This window comes from Sulfurisphaera tokodaii str. 7 (assembly GCF_000011205.1).
GTDB classification, from domain to species: Archaea; Thermoproteota; Thermoprotei_A; order Sulfolobales; family Sulfolobaceae; genus Sulfurisphaera; species Sulfurisphaera tokodaii.
The window spans coordinates 2077210-2093287 of the sequence record NC_003106.2 but is presented as its reverse complement, the minus strand read 5'-3'; the positions used below and the strand labels follow the sequence as shown (position 1 = coordinate 2093287).

The 16078-nt window shown below is 34.3% G+C and carries 14 protein-coding genes, 1 tRNA gene and 2 pseudogenes; 6 read left to right on the top strand and 11 right to left on the bottom strand.

Annotated elements, in window-relative coordinates:
• Window positions 1-112 precede the first annotated feature (112 nt).
• From STK_RS11555 to STK_RS11535, 7 genes and pseudogenes are all read right to left on the bottom strand, one after another.
• On the bottom strand, window positions 113-265 hold the full coding sequence (locus STK_RS11555; RefSeq protein WP_010980163.1) for a hypothetical protein: 153 nt from the start codon (window positions 263-265) through the stop codon (window positions 113-115).
• Between the two features lie 477 nt (window positions 266-742).
• Window positions 743-890, bottom strand: a pseudogene (locus STK_RS15765) (type II toxin-antitoxin system RelE family toxin); the annotation flags it as partial.
• Between the two features lie 39 nt (window positions 891-929).
• Window positions 930-1001: pseudogene (locus tag STK_RS15760) on the bottom strand (hypothetical protein); the annotation flags it as partial.
• A 7-nt stretch (window positions 1002-1008) separates the two neighbouring features.
• On the bottom strand, window positions 1009-1185 hold the full coding sequence (locus STK_RS15755; protein WP_232616479.1) for a hypothetical protein: 177 nt from the start codon (window positions 1183-1185) through the stop codon (window positions 1009-1011).
• A 285-nt stretch (window positions 1186-1470) separates the two neighbouring features.
• Window positions 1471-2295 carry a DMT family transporter gene (locus STK_RS11545; protein WP_010980161.1) on the bottom strand — a complete coding sequence of 275 codons (825 nt, stop codon included), beginning with the start codon at window positions 2293-2295 and terminating at the stop codon, window positions 1471-1473.
• A gap of 3 nt (window positions 2296-2298) precedes the next feature.
• A complete protein-coding gene (locus tag STK_RS11540; RefSeq protein ID WP_010980159.1) occupies window positions 2299-3846 on the bottom strand; it encodes a helix-turn-helix domain-containing protein in 1548 nt (515 codons plus the stop codon).
• 1040 nt (window positions 3847-4886) lie between these two features.
• A tRNA-Trp gene (locus tag STK_RS11535) sits at window positions 4887-5017 on the bottom strand.
• Window positions 5018-5124: 107 nt separating this feature from the next.
• Here STK_RS11535 and lysS point away from each other — a divergent pair.
• Window positions 5125-6609, top strand: a complete 1485-nt coding sequence (lysS, locus tag STK_RS11530; RefSeq protein WP_052847014.1) for a lysine--tRNA ligase — start codon at window positions 5125-5127, stop codon at window positions 6607-6609.
• On the opposite strand, the gene STK_RS11525 is transcribed toward lysS, so the two are convergent.
• Window positions 6593-7675 (bottom strand): site-2 protease family protein, encoded by a 1083-nt coding sequence (locus tag STK_RS11525; protein WP_010980157.1) that lies wholly within the window; start codon window positions 7673-7675, stop codon window positions 6593-6595. The two genes, lysS and STK_RS11525, sit on opposite strands and share 17 nt — an antisense overlap.
• A gap of 35 nt (window positions 7676-7710) precedes the next feature.
• Here STK_RS11525 and STK_RS11520 point away from each other — a divergent pair, with 35 nt between their 5' ends.
• Genes STK_RS11520 through STK_RS11510 form a run of 3 tightly spaced genes read left to right on the top strand, consistent with a single transcriptional unit; the run spans window position 7711 to window position 9881 of the window.
• Window positions 7711-8367, top strand: coding sequence for a nucleotidyltransferase domain-containing protein (locus tag STK_RS11520; RefSeq protein ID WP_010980156.1), 657 nt, complete (start codon window positions 7711-7713; stop codon window positions 8365-8367).
• Complete coding sequence (locus STK_RS11515) at window positions 8360-8878, top strand: DUF1122 family protein (protein ID WP_010980155.1); 519 nt, start codon at window positions 8360-8362, stop codon at window positions 8876-8878. Before STK_RS11520 ends, STK_RS11515 begins: the two co-directional genes overlap by 8 nt.
• Window positions 8844-9881, top strand: a complete 1038-nt coding sequence (locus STK_RS11510; RefSeq protein ID WP_052846717.1) for a radical SAM protein — start codon at window positions 8844-8846, stop codon at window positions 9879-9881. The genes STK_RS11515 and STK_RS11510 overlap by 35 nt, the downstream gene beginning before the upstream one ends.
• On the opposite strand, the gene STK_RS11505 is transcribed toward STK_RS11510, so the two are convergent.
• A complete protein-coding gene (locus STK_RS11505; RefSeq protein ID WP_010980153.1) occupies window positions 9858-10883 on the bottom strand; it encodes an mRNA surveillance protein pelota in 1026 nt (341 codons plus the stop codon). The genes STK_RS11510 and STK_RS11505 overlap by 24 nt on opposite strands.
• A 24-nt stretch (window positions 10884-10907) precedes the next feature.
• Here STK_RS11505 and rimI point away from each other — a divergent pair, with 24 nt between their 5' ends.
• Together rimI and STK_RS11495 are read left to right on the top strand one after the other, a co-directional pair.
• Window positions 10908-11366 carry a ribosomal protein S18-alanine N-acetyltransferase gene (rimI, locus tag STK_RS11500; protein ID WP_010980152.1) on the top strand — a complete coding sequence of 153 codons (459 nt, stop codon included), beginning with the start codon at window positions 10908-10910 and terminating at the stop codon, window positions 11364-11366.
• Window positions 11367-11401: 35 nt separating this feature from the next.
• Window positions 11402-13747, top strand: coding sequence for a DNA-directed DNA polymerase (locus tag STK_RS11495; RefSeq protein WP_010980151.1), 2346 nt, complete (start codon window positions 11402-11404; stop codon window positions 13745-13747).
• On the opposite strand, the gene dnaG is transcribed toward STK_RS11495, so the two are convergent.
• Both dnaG and STK_RS11485 read right to left on the bottom strand, forming a co-directional pair.
• On the bottom strand, window positions 13737-14963 hold the full coding sequence (dnaG, locus tag STK_RS11490) for a DNA primase DnaG (RefSeq protein ID WP_010980150.1): 1227 nt from the start codon (window positions 14961-14963) through the stop codon (window positions 13737-13739). The two genes, STK_RS11495 and dnaG, sit on opposite strands and share 11 nt — an antisense overlap.
• A 4-nt stretch (window positions 14964-14967) precedes the next feature.
• Complete coding sequence (locus STK_RS11485; protein ID WP_052846716.1) at window positions 14968-16047, bottom strand: tyrosine--tRNA ligase; 1080 nt, start codon at window positions 16045-16047, stop codon at window positions 14968-14970.
• Window positions 16048-16078: the final 31 nt, after the last annotated feature.

Here is a 16078-nt window from a genome sequence, read left to right as displayed (position 1 = left end):
TAAAGATAGTCTATTAAATGCATTAACTCCCCAGTTAACCTGCTAAATGTTAAGTTCCTTAAGCCTAGTGCTGCTTATACAGTATAGTCTGAATCTTTCTCCAGTTGAAGTTCTAAGCTATCTCCTTGTTATATTGTTCTTTTGCTAACCAGCTAAGGGCAATTTTTGCAGTATTTTTATTTATTTGAAAATTACTATAAATCTCATCTAAGGTGGCACAATTCTTTCTTGCTAAATAGAATAGAATTAAACCTCTGGTATTCATATGTTAAAATACGCTAAGTAGGGTTTCAAAAATTTTACTATTCGTTGTAGGGTGAAAAGGTGGGTTTGAAAACTGTTTCTTTCAGGATTTCAGAATTTAAATCCTCTTGTCATTATCGCATTACCTTAGGTCTTTGTGAAATTAACAACAATTTGTAGATCATGACAAATATAATAGACGAAGAGATCAAAAACACTAAAAGGGATTATAGTATTAACTTGAGAGTGAAATTTTTTGTGATAAACACTCCAAGTTTTTCTCATAACAAAATTTGACGACTGGCACCTATCTAGTTTTACTCAATAATTTTTCGAAATTCAATGAGAGTAATTACTTATTCCTTTTTAATGTTCTCGATAAACCTATACTTATGAGAATTGAAGATAAGGACGAGAAAGGTGAGGGTTACTTAGTTATTGATGGTAAGGAGGATTTATAGGAGTTTAGAAAAAATGCTTATTGAGGCTTATTATGAGCTCAACCACGACCGTAAAAGTCCTTGTGAGACCCCAAACCCCCAAATAAATACTATACAGTTTTTTAAATCAACACTGTAGAGTATCCTTATATTACCCTTAACTTCTATTGAGAACATAATATTACCATACATGTCTTTCTTGCTTTTCCTCACGAGATTGACCATGTAGATATAGAACCCGTCTTCTTTTTGGTCTAGTGAAGGGTTATAATTATTTAATATGTATAATGCCTCCTTGAGCCCAACCCCGCTTTCCAACAAAAGTCTATACAGTACTCTGCACTCTTATTCTCTCGTCTTCGTGACTAAGCACTGCTTTTATCTTATTGACTGTAGGGACTCTATACACGAGCACCGATGCTTTCTTCTCTACTTTCAACTCCTTAGCCTTCTCTTCCTTTCCTAAGAACTCGTAGTAAAGTTTATAAGCATAACACTCCACTTCTTTTTGCGGTCAAGGGGCTTCTTAAGGTACGAGACGTAGTCCTTACGCGTGTCAGGGATATTTCGTCCGACCTTTAAGCGCCAGTCAAAGAAAGCCTGAAGTTTATCACCAGTGCCATCCTCCTCCTTTTTGATGACTCCCTTACTTTTGAGATGCGGGAATGCGGCAATATCCCCCTCGGAGCAGACTGAGGTTCCCCTGACGTAAGCCTGTATAAGTTCAAGTCCTATCCCCCACTGGGATGGCACCCCTTAGTTACTATGGTTAGCTAACGTTCTTTACTCAGAAAGTTTCGGCAAAAATCGATATTATTCCTCCTACTATTATCAGTATTCCTCCTACTATTGTCATAGTGGACGGCATTTGTGCCAAGAAAATATATGCAAATATAATTGCGAAAACGGGGTCTAAATAGCTAAGTACTGAGGCGAGTTGGACGCTGATTTTAGTTAACGCGTCGTACCATAGGAAGAGGGCTAAAAGGGTGTTAACCAGTGCTGCTACCAAGACTATTATAGCCGTGTAAAGCGTGAACGAGAACTTAAACGCGAACAAGAACGGGAAGGTAAGCGCGCTAGCTATTATGGTTTGGTAGAGCACAAGTTCCTTGGAGCTGACGAGCTTAGTCGAGAGCTTGCTGGTTACAGCTAAAATGCCGTAAAAGAGGCCGCTGAGCAACGCGACATATATGCCTAAATTTAGGCTCATTTCGGTGGGATCGAGGATTAGTATTATCCCGCCGAAAGCTAGAAGGATCGATATTAACTTTACCCCGTTTATCCTCTCCCCTAAGAAGTGCATGATTATTGTTGCAAATATCGGCCCCGTATAATACAGTAATATTGCCTCAGATACCTGAACTAATCTTATAGAATAAAACAGAAATATCCAGTTAAGGGCTAATGATAGGCCTGAAAGTAATATTGTAATTTTCAGCAGGAGCTTTGGTCTTATCTTCTTTACTATTGGGAAAAGGAAGAGGGAAGTGAGAAAAACCCTGAAGAATACGAAAACAGGTGACGGCAAGTCTGACAATAGGGCCAAGATCGGTATGCTGCCCCATATCACAGTTGTAACTATCATTTCGACTATCCCTAACCTCTTCATTGCTCATGCCCTGGTGAATGCGACGACGTAAGTCCCGCTGTCCTTTCCAGTGGGGTAAACCTTGTAAACTGAGTCGAGCTTCAGGCCAAGCATAGATGATTCTGCAATAAATTTATTTAAAGATACTTTTTTCTCTTCTATGTATGCTACGCCCAAAAGGAGCGACGTTAACTCCAAATAGTAGAAGTTTAAGAATGCATCTTCTACTCTATCAATTGTTATTTTATCCTTAATGTTTTTGAATATTTTAATATAAATTCTTGATAGTATGCCGAGCGAAATATCAATATTTTTGGCGTTAAAAGCTGACAGTAGTTCTTCCCTGAACTCGGCTAACGGGATGTCGAGCAGGTAACCCAAGTGGTGCCTAATTACATTCCTCTTTCTCTCCCTTTCTGAAGAATAGTCAGCTACGAACTCGTCCGAGACTATTAGCGTCCCGCCCTTCTTTAGTTTATTAGCGACCAGCCTTAGGAAGCCCTCAATATGATGAGAAGAGCCGAAAGATATAATTGCGTTTACGCCGTTTGGCACTTCATCTAATACTTTAAACGGCGAAAGTTTCTTAAAGAACTGAGAATTTTCTATGCAAGTTATGCTTAAATCTGGTATAATTTCTTTAAGCATAGCCTCATGATATGCGGGGCCACAGCCTATGCTGATCACGTCTTTTATGTTCCTCCTTTCTAGCTCGTACGCGACGAAAACTGCTTGCTCCGCATAGCCTGGATGCAGCGGCTCATAGATATAATATCTTACTACATCTATGTTTTTTTCGAAATTAGTAACAGAAGATCTTTCGGCTAATCCTAAAGAGTTTAAAGAGTTAAATACAACTTTAGGTACCGTTAAAGTCCCAGACAAGGTCTTGAGCTCAGCCGATAATACGTCGAACAGCAAGAGATCGTCATTCTGCAAGTGGCTTGCGTCGTGATCATTTATGGTTGAAATCGCAGTTGCTAATACGTTGTTATTTACCGCTTTGCTTTCCAACAAATCCCTATATTTTTCTATTTTTATTTCCTTAATATTTCTATATTCAATTTTAGTGATACTCTTTTCGGAGAAGTACTTCATTGTTACTATTGCTTCCGCCTCTCCCCCTACTGCCGCATAAACGTGGTCCACGCCTCCATAGAACTTAACCGTTTTGCCTTCCCACACAAACTCTGGACTTTCGAACGGCCCAACTATCATAGCTCCCTTAATTACGTGAACTAACTCAACTGGAGAATTGCTATGTGCTTTAGAATATCTAACCGAACCGCCGTTTAGCTTCATCAAGTATACTTCTATATTGTTGTTTCGTTCGATTAATCGAACCTCAGACCCCTCATCCTTGACGACGATATCGTAAGTTATGAGCTCGCCAAAGGTAACACCTAATGCGTTGGCTATGCTCCAAAGGGTCGAAATATTGGGAGATATTTTACCGTTCTCTATTTCCCAAAGCGTGGACTTTGATATTCCTGCCATTTTTGCCAGTTGCGTTACGCTAATTCCCTTCTTTTCCCTGATCTCCGTTATTCTCTTGCCTATAGGATACTCCACATTAAGGTTTTATTTTTCAAACCTTAAAAACTTTACTTCACCGGACATCTTACGTTAAATAACGCCCGTAATGTTTTATATTTCGAACAAAAGGCAAAAGCCTAACGTCTTGAGGGCGTCGACTTTAGCGATTCGCGCCGTGAAGAAGCTTACAAAAGTAACGGGAGTTCGTTAAAGAACTTTGCAGTCCATTTACTGTCTTATTCGGAAGAGCTCAACTGCCCATTACGTTTATGCTTATATGCTTGAAGGGCCTCAATAATTATTATACTGACGTTATCCATCATCTAATCTAAGGAGCCTGCTTAGCTCGCAAGATATGGGGCACACATCAAGGGCGGAATCTCAGCGGCCCTCAAGGCAGTCCCTTAACAGCTCGGGGGCACCTTGGCAGGATAAGGATTCTCCTTCGACCCCTTTATTTCTTACCCATGAGAGTGTCCAATGCGTAATTAACATAATTTCATAGTAAACAAGTATTACAGAATCTAACTGCAGAATAAATATTTAAGTGAAAACACATCTAGATTATATCATGTATTAAACTCCATATCAGAAAACCTCATTAGGAAAAACTCCCTTAGCCCTAGTTATCGAAAATTACGAAATTATTTGCAATTACATTAAATAAACTGATTTTATATTATAATACTCTTAGTAATTAAGTGAATTTAATTCTAAATAAAGGCGTTTTATAACTTTTTACTTTATTTAGTTATTCATATTAATTACGCATTTGACACTCTCTCGTGAATTTCCCTCTTCTTGCTTGGTATTTCATATTTTCCTTATCTGTAATAGCATAATATAGTTCTCGGTATTCCTAACTTATTATATGAAATACTGTTCTACATAATCTTTTATAATTTTTCTTCTAGTTTTTTGATCTATTTTATCTATTTTAACGCCCATTGAACGCCTTCCTATGGAGTATCTATATTTTATTAATAAGATAGAGTAAAGCGTTAAATAAAAATTCGTCAAGCGTTCAATTTAAGCCTTTATATAGAGAATGAAAAAACGTGAAATTTTAGGAATAATGGGCCCACGGGGACTTGAACCCCGGACCACCGGGTCTCTCCTCTCCAGCTTTAACTCATCCCCTTATATAGGGTCGTAAGACCCGATGAAAGCTGGAGCCCGGCACTCTACCTAGCTGAGCTATGGGCCCTTTACCGATCACTTCTAAGATATGATTAGTGGTTTTACAAAATAAACTTAACTCATATTTGTGCGGAAATATTTTAAGTTCTCTTTAATTCCCTTATATTGATTAAGTTGAAATGGGATGAAAGAAGAGTAAAGATCGTTGAAGAATTAAAAAAACAAGGAATTAATCCATATCCACAAAAATACGAAATTACACATACTATAGTAGAAATAAAGAAAATAGCTTCAGAAAGAAATGATAAGCCACAAGACCCTTTCATGTTTGACATTTCCACTGCTGGAAGAGTAGCAAACATAAGAAGACACGGGAAAATTTCATTTGTTGATATTTTCGATGAAGGAGAAAAATTACAATTACAGCTAAGAGTAAACGAACTAGGCGAAAAATATGATAAATTTTTTGAGATTGTTGATAGAGGTGATATAATTGGTGTAAAAGGAGATCTTCTATATACTATAAAGGGCGAATTAACACTTAGGATAAAAGATTATACAATGCTTGCAAAATCATTAATAGAGCCTCCAGATTGGAGTAAACTGTCTCCAGAGTTTAGGTATGCTCATAGATATGTTGATTTTCTGTATAACGATAATGCTAGGAAAGCTATGGAGATTAGGTTTTTAATAATTAGACTGATTAGAGAGTACCTCTATTCAAAAGGATTCATAGAAGTTGAAACACCGATTTTACAGCCAGTTTATGGAGGTGCATTAGCAAAACCTTTTAAGAGTCACGTAAACTATCTCGAGGAAGATTGGTATTTGAGAATTTCTCTCGAACTATATCTTAAGAGATTTATAGTAGGTGGTTTCAATAAAGTTTTTGAAATAGGGAAAGTCTTTAGAAATGAGGATATTGATGTAACTCACAACCCTGAATTTACTCTAATGGAGTTATACTGGGCTTATGCAGATTACAACGATATTATGAGATTAACAGAAGATATGCTACAATATGTGGTTAAAAGTATTTTTCACGATACTAAAATTAAGTATACCATAAGCGGTAAAGATTATGAAATAGACTTCTCACAATTTAAAAAAGTAACAATTTATGATGCTCTTTCAGAAGCTTTAGGCAAAAATGTTGAAAACGTAAGTGATGAGGAGTTAAAGAATTTGATGGATAAATATGGTCTGAAACCTAGGGGTAACATGTATATTAGGGGTTTAATGATAGAGAAACTATTTGATAAATTAGTTGAGCCTAACTTAATACAACCAACGTTCATTTTAGATTATCCCATAGAGACTACACCATTATGTAAACCACATAGGAGTAAACCAGGTTTAGTTGAAAGATTTGAGTTATTTATAGCTGGAATGGAGCTTGCAAATGCCTATACTGAGTTAAACGACCCTATTCTTCAAGACAAATTATTCAAACAGGAACAAGAGATGTTTAGAAGAGGGGATGAAGAGGCTCATCCTTATGATGTGGATTTTGTTAGAGCTTTAAGCTATGGCATGCCTCCTACTGGAGGACTAGGTATTGGTATTGACAGACTTGTAATGTTGCTCACAAACAATTATAGTATAAAAGAAGTTATACCTTTCCCAATGCTTAGTAGTAAAATTATTGAAGAGGATTGATAGAAAGTAAGATCGCAGATATAAAGAGCATTGTAATTATGCCTTGAATAAGATATGATGTTTTTTCATTGACTCCTAATTTTTTAAGTAACTCGTTAAACACCTTTCCTCCATCTGTTATTATTAATGGTGCTCCATTAAATAGTGCTAAGCTGAAGTTGATTGTAAACATCCAGATTATAAAATCTAATAGCGAGTAGATAAAGGGAGGGAAATAATACGTAAGGTAAACTCCCAATAAATGTTGAGGATCTGAAATATTAACGCTTACATTTCCAATACTTCCATTAGGAAATAACAATGTAAGTGTTTGTATTCCACCTCGATGTAAATAAGTTTCAAGTTGTGTTGAAGTATGAATTGAATGTCCATCAATGCCAAGGATAATACTATTAACTGGAATTGAGGAGTTATATGCTGGATAATTCTTAAGCTCTCCTACAATTTGTAATCCTTGTGATAACATTGGTGGCAAATATATTGCCAAGGGGAAGAATATTGCAGCAAGAATTAGATTAACAGCTAATCCTGCTGAAAGTATCTTAAGTCTCACTGAATAATTTGATGAGTTATATTCTTCTTCATCAGGCTCTACAAATGCTCCAGGGAAAAAGATAAGGAATAAAAATCCACCACTTCGTACTTTCACATTGTTAGAAGTAGCTGATACTGCATGAGCAAGTTCATGTAGTGTAACTGAAATACCTATAGCTAAAAGAATATATGGTAATTGATTAATACCTATAGTTACGCCAGGTATTACAGGCTCTAAACGTAATTGTGCTGACTGTGGTGCTTTAGGTGATATAAATTCACTGATTACATAGAAGATTAGGGCTATTCCAGATATTAGTGATATTATTCCAAGTCCTACTCCAATTTTTTCAAAGAGCTTATACCAATTACTTCTGGCTATTTTAGGGAACCATTCACTTCTTGTATTTTTTCTCCATAGTAGTAAAAATGGGTATATTTGAAATCCTTTCCCTTCAAGTTTTTTCCTTAATAGATACATTAAACCCCAAAAAACAATTAGTGAGATACCAAATACTTCTGCTGTATTCACAAAATATAAGGAGTAATCTTAACTATTAAATAGTTATGGAAATAGAGTATAGTCGGGAGCATTGGGAAATATTAAAGAACAAGAGAGAAAGAGCAATAGAAATATTAAGACAAATTAAAAGCCTTGGTATGGAAGGATACATATATGGCTCAGTAGCCAGAGGTGACGTTAAAAAAGATAGTGATATAGATATTATAATTTTCAATCCAGATATGTTAAAGATAGAGCTTATTCCTCATCATCATAAATTCATAGTTCAAGCGACACCGAGTTCAACTCCTAAAGCTTATATTTCCCTAGATGAAGAAGAGAAGGAAGTAATTTCATTTCCTTTAAATAAATTGAAGAGAAAGGAAATAGAATTTTACTATTTCGGTGGGATCATTTCACTGGAAGATCTTCTTAAAGGCAAGAGAGTACCTGGAGTTAACAAAGACTTAGAAATAATTATTCCGACTGAAAAAGGACATATACAAATTCCTCTTATAGGAAATGAGGATTATGCTGTTAAACTATTAAAAATATCTCATGATACTATACTAGAAAGGGAGAATTTATTAGAAAAGAGAGAGGAAAGAGGTCATACTGGTGTCTTCCTAAAATACGAGTTAGGTGACGATGAAAATTTTGAATTTGCTATTAGAAACCTAAGTAAAAATAATAAATTTTTCAGGAGGATGATAAATGCTTAACGGAAAGATAGGTAAACTTACTATTGAAAGTAAGGATATAATACAAACTCACATTAAAGAATTAAAGAGATTCACGGTTTATGTAAATAACAGAGAAGTTGGATTAGCATTTTATTTTGAAGGAAGGGGTTATTATTTACCTTGGCTAGAAATTGATTACACCCCATGGCTTAGAAAAGAAGGTATTGAAGATGAATTCTTTAAATTTATATATAACTTCTTACCAGCTGGTGGGAAATTATTTGTAACTTATGTTAAGGATAAAGAGACTAGAGAAATGTTACTTAAGGGTTATTCACCAGTAGATACACCTTTAGGGTTTTCCTTACTTAAGGCCGGGTTTACCTGGTTTAAGGATTGGTATTATCCAGAAGGTGGTAATGAGGGTTCGCCTAAATTACAGGCTAACAAACCATTAAGTAAGGATGAAGAGATAAGACAATTAAGACAACTTTTAGATGAAGTTAAAAGGGAGTATGTTAGAAAGTTTATTGAGAGTAAGCTTGCTTAAGGGTAATCCAGATATAGGTCTTTATAATTTATTTTTACCAAAAGGCTGTGAATTATGTAGACTAGGTGGTAAACTAGTTGTTTATATAACCGGAGAATGCGGAGATTCATGCTATTATTGTCCAGTTAGTTATGAAAGATTTGGAAAAGATGTTATGTTTGCAAATGAGACTCATGTTTCTTCACTCCTAGACTATATTTATGAAGCATATAGGATGAATGCCTTAGGTGCTGGGATTACTGGTGGTGATCCTATTCTTGCTATTGATAGGGTAGTAAGTCTCATTAGGTTATTAAAAGATGAATTTGGAGAGGAGTTTCATATTCATTTATACACAAGCGGAAGATATGTAACTAATGATGTACTACGTGAACTGGACAAAGTAGGATTAGATGAAATAAGATTTCATCCAGTAAAGGAGGAGTATCTTAAAGCTGTAGAAAAAGCACTTAAATACAGTTTTGATGTAGGCCTAGAGATTCCTGCAATACCTGGAGAAGAAGAATATGCTGAAAAATTAATAAAATGGGCTATTGAAAAAGGTGTGAAATTTGTTAATATTAATGAATTAGAGCTTACAGAGAGAAACTATCAGCTTCTTAATGCTAGAGGTTTTAAGATATCGCATGGTGTGGCTGGTGTAAAAGGAAGTTTTGAGTCTGCTTTACGTATTCTACGAAAATTTGAAGATTCTAAAATAGCCTTGCACTATTGTAGTTCAGTTTATAAAGATATCGTAGAGACTAGAACTAGGTTTTTAAGGATTATAAAATACTCAGCAAAGCCTTATGAAAATTATACTGGTGAAGGTACAATAGTTAGGGCAATAGTAAAAAGTAAAGAAGACTTATCAGATTACGGGGAAAAAGAGAGAGAATTCTGGAGTGTCTCTCCAGAATTTGTCAACGTAATTAATGCTGATGAAATTTGGCTCGTTGAAGAGCATCCAGACTCGAGAAGACTAAGGATTTCTGAAAAGTTAGTTTATTCTAAATCTAAGTAAAGCTATCAGTCCAGTGAGATTTCTTACTTCATAATAGATAGGAGAATCTTTAGGAACTATCAAAACTCTCCCGTTTTTATTTTCTACTTCTTCCATTATCTTCTCAATTTCCATTCTCTCTTCTTCATCTGAAGATAAAAGATCCTCAATTACTAGCAATTTATCTACAGCACCGTATTCTGCACTTTTCTTAACTTCCTCCTTTCCATATGCCACTAATCCAGTGTTTTTAGCCAAATTTTCCATTATTTTTTCCATTATCTTGGTTTCTTCTGAAATTTCGTAATCTCTGCTGATCTGATCTATTATATCTCTTTTCAAAATTTCATTTAGTCCACTTCTTGTAGCTGAGGATACACTATCTACGTAAAGTTTTATATTCTTTAAAAAATTGGATACTATTTCCTTAAAAGGCCCTGGTCCTGCAAGTAATACAACTTCTATACCTAAGGATTCTGCATAGGAAAGTACTTCATTAGCAACTTCTTTCGCATTATCTTCTATGATATTTTCTTCTTCCTTATTTGGGGTTCTTAATGATTTTTCCGCTAGTATCCTTATACCTTGCTTCATTGGAAGTGCAATAAGATATTCATCAAAATCAACGAGAACTATTAGCATCTTTAGATGTTTTTCCTCTTGCCTTTTTATCTTCTCGATCTCAAATTTATTCCAATGATCTTTCTCTATTACAATTTCATCTCCAATATCAAGGTTTATTGTATGATGAGAACCTTTTATTCCGAATCTCTCTGGTGCATCTAATATTATCCCATGAATTCTGAGCCTGCTTGTAAATGATTGAAATTCAGTATATTCCACTTGTAACTTGATAATCATTGGTATTCTTCTGCTTTCTCTTCCCATACTAACGTCTCTCGTAGTTTTTGCAACTACTCTATCACCTTTTTTTAGTATAATGTGTAATATCCATAAATCATCCTCATTCTCTATATGTAATTTCATTATCCCCTTTTTATCATCAAACTCTAAAATCTTCATAATACATAATTTATACGAGAGATAGTGATAATTATAACTAATGTAGATGAAAATGACCTACCAAAAGTGTATGAAGTAGAAGTTGAGAGTTTTGAAGACCCTTACCCTTATTCTTTGCTAAAGGCTTATTATTATTTGTCACGAGAATTATTTTTAGTAGCCAAGCAAGGAGATGATATAGTGGGATATAGCCTAGGAATAATTCAATTTGGTTATCGTGGTCATGTGGTATCGATAGCAGTAAAGAAAGATTACAGAGAAAAAGGGATAGGTTCTCTTCTTTTGAAAGAGCTAGAAAAGAGATTTAAGGAATATAAATGTACTCATTCATATCTAGAGGTTAATTTCAAAAATAAGACAGCGATTGAATTCTATCACAAACTTGGTTATATCATAGTAAAACTTCAGAAAAACTATTATGGAAGAGGTAAACATGCATTTATAATGGTTAAAAGCTTTTCTAAGGATAAGAGCTTCGAATAATTAAAAATAAATCTTATCTTATATACTAATTATTTATGATTGATAATTTCTTTATACTTGACTTCTCATATGATGTAGTTGAAAATAAACCCGTTATTTATATTTGGGCTATTGATAAAGAGGGTAATAGGGTTGTATTATTAGAGAAAAAATTCCGTCCATATTTCTATGCGTTGGTAGATGATAACTATAATATTGATGAAATTAGAAAAGAGATATTAAAACTTAGTAAACCATACTCGCCGATTACTTCAATAAACGTAGAAGAAAAGAAATACTTTGGCTCACCTGTAAGGGTTTTAAAAATAGAAACAGTAATTCCAGCTTACGTAAGAGTATATAGAGATGAAGTAGCAAAAATTAAAGGAGTAAAGAGTGTTTTAGAGGCAGATATTCGCTTTTACATGAGATATTCGATAGATAATAATCTAAAGCCTTTCTATTGGATTGAGGCTGAAGTGGAAGAAATAAAAGAGAATAATTTTAGAGTCAAAAAAGTTTATGAATTAAAGAAAATAAATAAGCTTTATGAGGATAAAATACCAGAGCTTAAAGTTTTGGCCTTTGATATTGAGGTTTATAATAAATATGGTTCTCCCAATCCAAGGAGAGATCCTGTTATAATAATTGGAGTATGGACAAAAGAAGGAGGTAAACAATTTTTAGCTGATAAGTATGATGATTTAAGGGCTATACGTGAATTTATTAATTTTGTACAAACCTATGATCCTGACATTATTGTAGGATATAATATAAACAATTTTGATTGGCCCTATTTATTAGAAAGGGCAAACATAAGAGGAATTAGATTAGATGTAGGAAGGAGAGTTAATGGTGAACCGTCTCAAGGAGTTTATGGACATTACTCGATTACTGGGAGGTTAAATGTAGACTTATATGGTTTTGCGCAGTCTATACAAGAAGTAAAAGTTAAAACTCTCGAAAATATAGCAGACTATTTAGGTGTATTACCTAAGGAGAAAAGAACAATTGTGGAATGGTATGATATTCCGAAGTATTGGGATGATGAGAAGAAACGAGATATATTACTTAAATACAACTTAGATGATGCAAAATCTGCGTATCTTTTAGGAGAAGTATTCATACCCTTTGGGATTGAACTAACTAGAATTAGCGGATTACCACTAGATCAACTTTCCATGGCTAGTGTTGGCCATAGAGTTGAGTGGTTATTAATGAGAGAGGCATATAAATATAATGAACTTATTCCAAATAAAGAGGAGAGAGAATATGAGAGTTATGAAGGCGGTTTAGTAATCTCACCATTACCGGGCATACATGAAGATGTTTATGTACTAGATTTCTCGTCAATGTATCCCTCAATTATGATAAAATATAACATTGGTCCAGATACGCTGGTAAAGGGAGAATGTGAAAATTGTTGGATCTCTCCAGCGGGGCATAAATTTAGAAAAGATCCTCCAGGATTATATAAAAATGTACTTGAAAAACTAATACAAGAGAGAAAAGAGGTAAAGAAGTTAATGGAAAAAACAATGGATGAGTATGATAAGAGAGTGTTAGATGCGAGACAAAGAGCTCTAAAAGTAATGGCAAATGCCTTTTATGGTTATATGGGTTGGTTGGGTGCAAGATGGTACAGTAAAGAGGGTGCAGAAGCTGTTACGGCTTGGGGAAGACAAATAATATCTGAGTCAGCAAAAATTGCTAAAGAAAAAGGTTTTACAGTAATATATGGTGATACTGATTCTATTTTTGTTAAGGGAGGAGGGGATATTAATTCATTAATAACAGAAATATCTTCCAAGTTCGGGCTAGAAATTAAAATAGATAAAATATATAAAAGAGTATTCTTTACTGAGAATAAGAAACGCTATGCTGGATTAACTGAAGATGGTAAGATAGATATTGTTGGGTTTGAAGCTGTTAGAGGAGACTGGTGTGATTTAGCTAAGCAAGTTCAAACTAATGTGATTGAGCTAATTCTCAAATCTGGAAAGGTTGAGGATGCAATAAAATACGTTAAAACAGTCATATTTGATTTAAGAAGGTATAACTTTAGAATAGAGGATTTAATAATATGGAAGACGATCGATAAAAACTTAGATGAATATGATGTTACAGCCCCTCATGTAGTTGCAGCTAAAAAAGCGGCAAAGGCTGGATATTTAGTGTCTAAAGGTGTTAAGATAGGTTACGTTATTGTAAAGGGATCTGGAAAAATTTCTGATAAAGCTGAACCATACTTTCTGATTAAAGAGAAAAACAAGATTGACGTAGAATATTATATAGATAAACAAATAATACCAGTTGCAATGAGAATTTTAGAAGGGTTTGGAGTAAAAGAAAGTTCACTTAAAACTGGTGGCGTAGATATTTTGAGTTTCTTTAAGAAGTAAATAAGTCTGTCATAGTTAAGATTTCTACGTTTTTAGGTCTCTTTGAGATTCCTCCTATTCTTGCCCCTACTAAAAGTTTAATATTCTTTGCTGAAGCTAAATCTAATAGACGTTGAGTTATTACACCATCAAATATTATGTAACTAATATTTTGATTATCAGTTAAATTCTCAAGCCTTTGTACGATATCTCTGACCTGAATCCTCTCTATGGGATTCCAATTTTCATCAAACATTATTCCTTCTAATGTTCCAGGCAACTTTTTAATCTCTTCGATAATATGTTGAGGTATCTTAATTGTTATTTCTTTTATTTGCTCGGGAGTAGTTGGTTTCGAAACAACTATTGGGGGTTGGCTTTCTGGTGCTAATGCTTCTTTTAATGCCTGTTGAGCTTCTTGCTGTTTCTTCATATATTGTGCTACAGTCATCATATTTGCTAATGATTTGTTTATCTCCTTCCCAGTTAATTCTTCTACTTCTTTTCCCGTAGGAGCTCTAGCAACATAATCAATTTTTACATTATTTGCTAAAAGTTCTTTGAGTATTAAGTCTCCACCATGATCTCCGTCAAGAAAAGCTATAACAGTCTTCTTTTGCTTAGCAAGATCTATTATAGTCTGAGGTATTTTTCCAGTAGCCCCTTCTATTGCTATTACATTCTTATATCCATATCTTAATAGATTAATGACGTCAGCTCTTCCTTCTACGATTATTAACTCTGGGTCTTTATCTACATCTGGTCCTGCAGGTAATCTGTCTGGACCATATTCTATTATCTCTCCTGTCTTAACGGCTGATGATATTTCGTAAATTACCTCTTTAATATCTAATGTCTTTTCTTTCGTCCATGTACCTAGAATCTCTTTGGCTCTATCAATAATTTTCTTTATTTTTTCTTCTCTTATATCTTGGATTTCCACTAGCTTGAATCTTGCATTATATGGACCTACTTTATCTACATTTTCTACCATTGCTGCTATTAATGCTGTTTCTATTCGGTCTAAGTTAGATGGTATTATTATCTCTCCTTCTGTCTTGTTTTTGCTAGTATTTATGTTAACGTAAATTCTTCCGAGTCTTCCCTTGTCTTGCAATTCTCTTAAATCAAATTCTTCTCCGAATAAGTTTTCTGTTTGTCCAAATATTGCCCCTATTACATCCGGTTTATCTACTATTCCTTCTACTTCAAATTTTAAGACTATGTTATATTTCATTTTTTCACCTTGTTACTCCTTTTTCAAGTTCTTCTACGAGAAGTGTGAATTCGGTTTTTGATTCTAATTTTTTCCTAATTGGATCTAATATTTCATTTAATTTTCTCGCTGTAGCAAGCTTTAAGTCTAATGGGTGTAATTTTCCTTCTGAATATATCTTTTCTAGTTCTTCATATGATTTAAATTCTATATCTCCACCATATTTAATATCCCTTTCTACTTTTAATGTAGCATTATCTTTAGCGAATATTATATACTTGTTTATTTGTAGAACTGGATTATCAATTACAACTCCTTTTGGGCAATAAGCACTTCTTAATTTTGCTTCAACGACTTCTGGTGGATCATGTACAAATATAGCAGTTTCTGGTTTGGATTTACTCATCTTTACACTAGCTAAGTAATCGTCTTCTTCAACGCCTTCCATTCTCTGCCCCCCTTGTAATCCTATAAGTAGAGGAGTGTGTATAGCAATTACTTTCTTTTTTCCTAATTTGTCAGAAACATCTCTAGCTAACATATGAGCCTTTCTTTGATCAGTTCCGCCTAATGCTATATCGAGATCTTGATACAATATATCAGCAACTTGCATTGCTGGATAAATTAGTTTTGAAGTATCAAGTTCGGCTTCTTCAGCTTTTCTTCCCATTATGGTTAAAGCTCTTTTCATTCTAGCTAAACTAGTATTTTTTGCAATTCTTATTACTAAAGCCCAGTAATTGCTATCTTTAACTAAGTCTTCAGCATAAACAATTCTAACTTTGGACATATCAACGCCGTAAGCATTAAGAACTTCAATAGCATATTGCCCAGCAAGCTTAATCTTATCTAGATTCCCGCCAAGTTTATCATTTATCCAAGCATGCCATGTAGCTACTAATATAGACATATCTACTCCAACATCAACTAAGTCCTTTAACTTCTGTGCCCAAATTAACCAGCCTATATGAAATAACCCACTAGGCTCAAAGCCTATATATCCTTTTAATTTTTGATTCTCCTCAAGCTTTTTTCTCAACTCATCTATAGTTACTATCTCTGCTGTGTTTTTTGATATAATTTTAATTTTTTCCTCTACATTCAAAGTAAGTATCCCCAAAGTTAAAGAGGCAAAA

Excerpts from the sequence above, each read along its gene's own strand:
- STK_RS11555 (WP_010980163.1), bottom strand. The coding sequence starts at position 265 with ATGAATACCAGAGGTTTAATTCTATTCTATTTAGCAAGAAAGAATTGT.
- STK_RS11545 (WP_010980161.1), bottom strand. The coding sequence starts at position 2,295 with ATGAAGAGGTTAGGGATAGTCGAAATGATAGTTACAACTGTGATATGG.
- STK_RS11520 (WP_010980156.1), top strand. The coding sequence starts at position 7,711 with ATGGAAATAGAGTATAGTCGGGAGCATTGGGAAATATTAAAGAACAAG.
- STK_RS11515 (WP_010980155.1), top strand. The coding sequence starts at position 8,360 with ATGCTTAACGGAAAGATAGGTAAACTTACTATTGAAAGTAAGGATATA.
- STK_RS11510 (WP_052846717.1), top strand. The coding sequence starts at position 8,844 with ATGTTAGAAAGTTTATTGAGAGTAAGCTTGCTTAAGGGTAATCCAGAT.
- STK_RS11505 (WP_010980153.1), bottom strand. The coding sequence starts at position 10,883 with ATGAAGATTTTAGAGTTTGATGATAAAAAGGGGATAATGAAATTACAT.
- STK_RS11495 (WP_010980151.1), top strand. The coding sequence starts at position 11,402 with ATGATTGATAATTTCTTTATACTTGACTTCTCATATGATGTAGTTGAA.
- dnaG (WP_010980150.1), bottom strand. The coding sequence starts at position 14,963 with ATGAAATATAACATAGTCTTAAAATTTGAAGTAGAAGGAATAGTAGAT.